Source organism: Nitratidesulfovibrio oxamicus, from assembly GCF_015731765.1.
In the GTDB taxonomy this organism is placed as follows: domain Bacteria; phylum Desulfobacterota; class Desulfovibrionia; order Desulfovibrionales; family Desulfovibrionaceae; genus Cupidesulfovibrio; species Cupidesulfovibrio oxamicus.
On sequence record NZ_VRYY01000183.1, the window covers coordinates 1 to 4882 of the forward strand.

General features: G+C 64.9%; 3 protein-coding genes and 1 rRNA gene. 2 read left to right on the plus strand and 2 right to left on the minus strand.

Annotated elements, in window-relative coordinates:
* Together rrf and FVW20_RS07605 are read left to right on the plus strand one after the other, a co-directional pair.
* Positions 1-96, plus strand: a 5S ribosomal RNA gene (gene rrf / locus FVW20_RS07600); the annotation flags it as partial.
* Between the two features lie 441 nt (positions 97-537).
* Positions 538-2346, plus strand: coding sequence for a methyl-accepting chemotaxis protein (locus FVW20_RS07605; protein WP_196608955.1), 1809 nt, complete (start codon positions 538-540; stop codon positions 2344-2346).
* Between the two features lie 235 nt (positions 2347-2581).
* Here FVW20_RS07605 and FVW20_RS07610 read toward each other — a convergent pair whose 3' ends face one another.
* Both FVW20_RS07610 and FVW20_RS07615 read right to left on the minus strand, forming a co-directional pair.
* The gene (locus FVW20_RS07610; RefSeq protein WP_167123554.1) at positions 2582-3748 is read right to left on the minus strand and encodes a SufB/SufD family protein; all 1167 of its coding nucleotides are present in this window, start codon (positions 3746-3748) and stop codon (positions 2582-2584) included.
* Positions 3749-3750: 2 nt separating this feature from the next.
* On the minus strand, positions 3751-4539 hold the full coding sequence (locus tag FVW20_RS07615; RefSeq protein ID WP_196608956.1) for an ABC transporter ATP-binding protein: 789 nt from the start codon (positions 4537-4539) through the stop codon (positions 3751-3753).
* Between the last annotated feature and the right edge of the window lie 343 nt (positions 4540-4882).

Sequence of the window (4882 nt, forward strand, 5' to 3'; positions counted from 1 at the left end):
GGGGTACACCCGATCCCATTCCGAACTCGGAAGTTAAGCCCTCCATCGCCGATGATACTGCGTACTCTTGCGTGGGAAAGTAGGCCGATGCCAGCACTTATTCTCAAAGGGATGCGCAACCGCATCCCGACACATCACGAAAAGGCCCCGGTGAGAAATCACCGGGGCCTTCGTGCGTTCGGCGGCAGGGAACGGCTGTGGAGGCGGGGATGAGGCGTTGGGACATGCACGCGACATGGGAGGGCTGCGTGAGGCGAGGGACGCGCCAATGGGCGGCGTGTAATGCATGCGACATATCCGTGACGATGCGACAGCCAGACACGAAATGGACGGCTGATATGACGTTGCCACGGCGGTGGTCGGTTCGACGTGCCATGCCAGAAGGGTGAACACTGGCAAAAGGTAGGGATAACACTCATTGTCAGCGGGGGTTCCCGGACTTACCTTGTCAGGGATTCTGCTGACTGTGCGCACGAACGCGTGGCTGTCGCATGGCGGCCTTTTTTTTCACCTTTCGTCGGTTGCCTTGGGGGGAACATGTTCCGCAAGTTTACCATCGCCAAACGCATCTATGCCTTGTTCGCCATCATGACCCTGTTCCTGGCCGGAATGGCCGTGGGGTTGTACTGGGTGGCGGACCACATAGCCGGGGCGGGCATCGCCACGGCCAAGGAGAGCATGCTTTCAGCCGAGAAGAACCGCATTCAGGCACTTACCCATGCCCTGGCCGTATCCCTTGGAGACTTGTCCACCGGGCTGGATGAAGAGGCGCAGCGGTCAGTCATCGCAAAGGGGGTGGAACGGGTGCGCTTTGACGCGGACCGCTCCGGCTACTTCTACGTGTACAAGGGTACCGTGAACGCCGCGCACCCTGTGCAGAAGCAGTTGGTGGGCAAGGACCTGGGCGACACCAAGGACCGCGAGGGCAAGTACTATGTGCGTGAATTGTCCCGCGTGGCATCTGCCGGGGGCGGATTTGTGACCTTCGTGTTCCCCAAGCCGGGCATGGGCGACCAGCCCAAGCTGGGCTACGCCGAAAGCATTCCCGGCACCCCGTTCTGGGTGGGCACGGGCATCTACCTCGACAATATCGAGGCTGCCGAAGCGCAGGTGGCCAATTCCATGGAACAGGTGCGCACCCGCGAGGTGATGTACACCTACGCCGTAGTGCTGGGCCTGTTGCTGTTTGTGGGGCTGCCGGTGGCCTATCTGCTGGCCCGGTCCATCGTACTGCCCCTGCGCGAGGCTACCCGCACCGCGCAGGACATCGCGGCGGGCGATCTTGACTGCCACATCGCCGTGGAGGGCGAGGACGAGGTATCCGCCTTGCAGTCGGCCCTGGATGTGATGGTCACCACCTTGCGCGGCAACATCGCGCGCATGAGCGCCCAGCAGGACGAAGCCCGTCGCCTGGCGGAAAGCGCCAGCGAGGCCGCCCGCAACGCCGACGAGCAGGCCCGCGCCGCCATGGCCTCCAAGGAAGGCATGCTGGAGGCGGCCCTGCACTTGCAACGCATGACCGAGGATCTTGGCGTCTCAGCGCGCGAACTGGCCAGCCGTTCGGCCACGCTGTCCGAGGGATCGCGTTCGCAGACCACCCGCGTGGCCGAAACCGCCACCGCCATGGAGCAGATGAACGCCTCGGTCATGGACGTGGCCCGCAGCGCCGCCGATGCCGCCCGCGAGACGGAAGCTTCGCGCGAGCGGGCCCGGCAGGGGGCCGAGGCCGTCACCGCCACCATGGACGCCATGGGCGAGTTGCGCCAGCTTGCCGAAAGCCTGCACGAGAACATGCGCAGGCTGGGCGGCCAGTCTGAGGCCATCGGCACGGTCATGAGCGTCATCAACGATATTGCCGACCAGACCAACCTGCTGGCCCTCAATGCCGCCATCGAGGCGGCCCGCGCCGGTGACGCCGGACGCGGCTTTGCCGTGGTGGCGGACGAGGTGCGCAAGCTGGCCGAAAAGACCATGAACGCCACCCGCGAGGTGGGCGAGACCATCAAGGGCATCCAGTCGCTGACCGAGGCCAATGCACGCAGCATGGACGATTCGCTGCGGGCCATGGAACTGGCGGAGAGGCGCTCCGCGGATTCCGGCGAGGTGCTGCGCGGCATCCTGGACATGGCCGTGCACGTCACCGGGCAGGTGCAGGCCATTGCCGCCGCGGCAGAACAGCAGTCCGCCGCATCGGAGCAGATTACCCGCAGCCTTGCGCAGGTGGACGGGATTGCCCGCGACAATGGCCGCCTGGTGACCGAAGAGGACAAGGAAATCCGCGACCTGGGGCGTATGGCCGAAGAACTGCGCGGTCTGGTGACGGAGTTGCAGCGCAAGGCCGGGTAGCCCGGCAGGCGCACGCATCGGTTTTCACCCTTTCCCTGTCACGCGCAAGACGGCCCCGGCAGCATGCAACTGCCGGGGCCGTCATCGTTTCTTTTCAGGCTGGTGGCGCGGGTACCGCTGACTGGCGCTGCCTGCCGCCGTTCTGCGACGTTGCGTGCCATGGCGCGTCATGGTGAGTCATGCCGCGTCATGGTGAGTCATGGCGTGCCGTTGCGCGGCTATCCGCGGCGGCCGGCTACATGGCGTCGCTGGCGTCCAGCTGGTTGATCTGGTCTTCCACCGCCTGTTCCAGTTCGCGGGGCAGGCCCATGATGTCCACGTTCAGGAAGCCGCGCACGATGGTGGAGGTTGCTTCGTCCTCGTCCAGGCCACGCGCCATGAGGTATTCGATTTCTTCCTGCGCGATCTTGCCGACGGCTGCCTCGTGTGACAGTTCCACGCCGTCCACGGTGCCTTCGAGTTCCGGAATGGCGTGGATGACGCCGTTGCCCAGGATCAGGCCCTTGCATTCCAGGTGGCCGCGCGCGGGCACCTGGTAGGCGCCGATGTGCCCCCGGTTGATGATGGTGCCGCCGGTGGTCAGGGTGCGGGCGATGATTTCGCCGCGCGTGTCGGGCGCGTTGAGCAGGATGCGGTTGCCCGTATCCACGTACGAGCCTTCCGGCGCCACGATGACCGAGTTGAACCGCGCCACCGACCCGCGCCCGGCAAGGGTGAGGGTGGGGTACATCTGCAAGTCCTTCACGGGCTTGAGCAGCACGTAGTTGTTCACCAGCACCGCGTCTTCCTCGAGCACCCCGGCGGAACGCGGACGCACCGCGGTGTCTTCGCCCCAGTTGTGGATCATGGTGAAGGTGAGCTTGCCGCCCTTGTGCACGAAGAATTCGGAAATGCCCAGGTGCGCAGCCTCTCGCGTGCCGTGGGCCGTGGCGCAGCCGGTGATGATGTGCATCTCCGCGCCTTCTTCCACGATGACCACGTTGTGCACGTTCTGGCCCACGCCGTTGCCCTTGATGAACAGGCACGACTGAACGGGCGCTTCGATCCTGGCCCCCTTGCGGGCGCGGATGAAGTAGCCGCCGTGCAGGTGTTCCGCAGCCGCGCGGGTGTATTCGTCGCGGTTGGGGTCCACCATCTTCCAGAAGTACTGCGGCAGGCCGTCATAGGTCTTGAGCGCCTGCTTGATGTCCATCAGTTCCAGGCCTTCCTGGGTGGACTGGCAGTGCACGCCGCTGTGGTTCATGTGCATGAACGAGCCGCTGCGTTCCTTGGCATTCACGTCGATGCCCGCGTACAGCAGCCGCTTGCGGTCGAATTCGTCCAGCGTGGAAAGGTCGGTGATGGCGTCTGCCTGCGCCCCTTCGAAGCTGTAGCGCGTGAGGTCCACGTTCTTGAAAGCCATGGCTACAGCGCCTCCTTGATCTGGCCGAGCGATGCGTCGCTGTCGAGGCAGCGCAGGCATTCCTGGTAGCCGTACTTGCTGACGTGGTCGAGGATGTCGCGGGGCCGCGCCTCGCAGCACAGGTGCCCGTCGTACATCACCTGGCCACGGTCGGCGTTGACGTATTCGAGAATGTAGCCGGTGTGGGTGATGATCAGGCCGGAGGTCTTGCAGCGGGCCTTCTGCTGCTTCATCGAGCAGGACGCCGGGGGCATGCCGTCCAGCAACTGGCGGGCGGTCTGACCGATGAGGGCCATGTTCTCGAGGTCAACGCCCGATTCCGGTTCATCGAACAGCACCAGGTCGGGCCGCTGGGCCATGAGCTGGAGCATTTCTGACCGCTTGATTTCGCCGCCGGAGAACCCGGCGTTGACGTCGCGCTCAAGGAACCGGTCGAAATTGACCTTGCGGGCCAGGTCGTCCACGTCCACCTCGCGCTCGCGGGCGCACATCTTCACCAGGTGTCCGGTCTTCAGGCCGTGGATGGTGGGCGGGCGCTGGAACGACATGCCGATGCCGAGACGGGCGCGCTCGTACATGGGTGCATGGGTGATGTCCTGCCCCTTGAACAGGATCTGGCCCTGGGTGACGGTATAATTGGCGAAGCCCATGAGGGTCATGAGCAGGGTGGTCTTGCCGGAGCCGTTGGGACCGAACAGGATGAAGGTCTCTCCGGCTTCTATCTTGAGATCGATGCCTTTCAGAACCACTACGTCGCCGATGCAGACGTGCAGGTCGCGTATTTCGAGCATGATGGACCCCTTGCGATGTTTTGCGCGGTGTGCGGCCCGGCGCGTGTTCCCGTTGCGGTTCCCTTCGCGATGGCGAAGGAGCGGCATGACGGGCGAAACGGCGCAAACCGCCGCGCGGCAGCCCGAAACTTATGCGGCATACCCCCCGGTAAGTCAATGCGAGGAACCCTGCGGAAAACGTGAGGAAGCACTCGCAACAGTGCTGAAAGGTCGGCGGAAAGGCGGGAGCGGCGACGGTGCCAGGAGGGGGCGAGTGCGGCAGGGGGGGCGTCCGATCGGCGGCGCGGCAACCGTCGCGAGCGGCAGGGCGTCAGGATGTGCGGATCGGGAGGGGGCAGCCGCG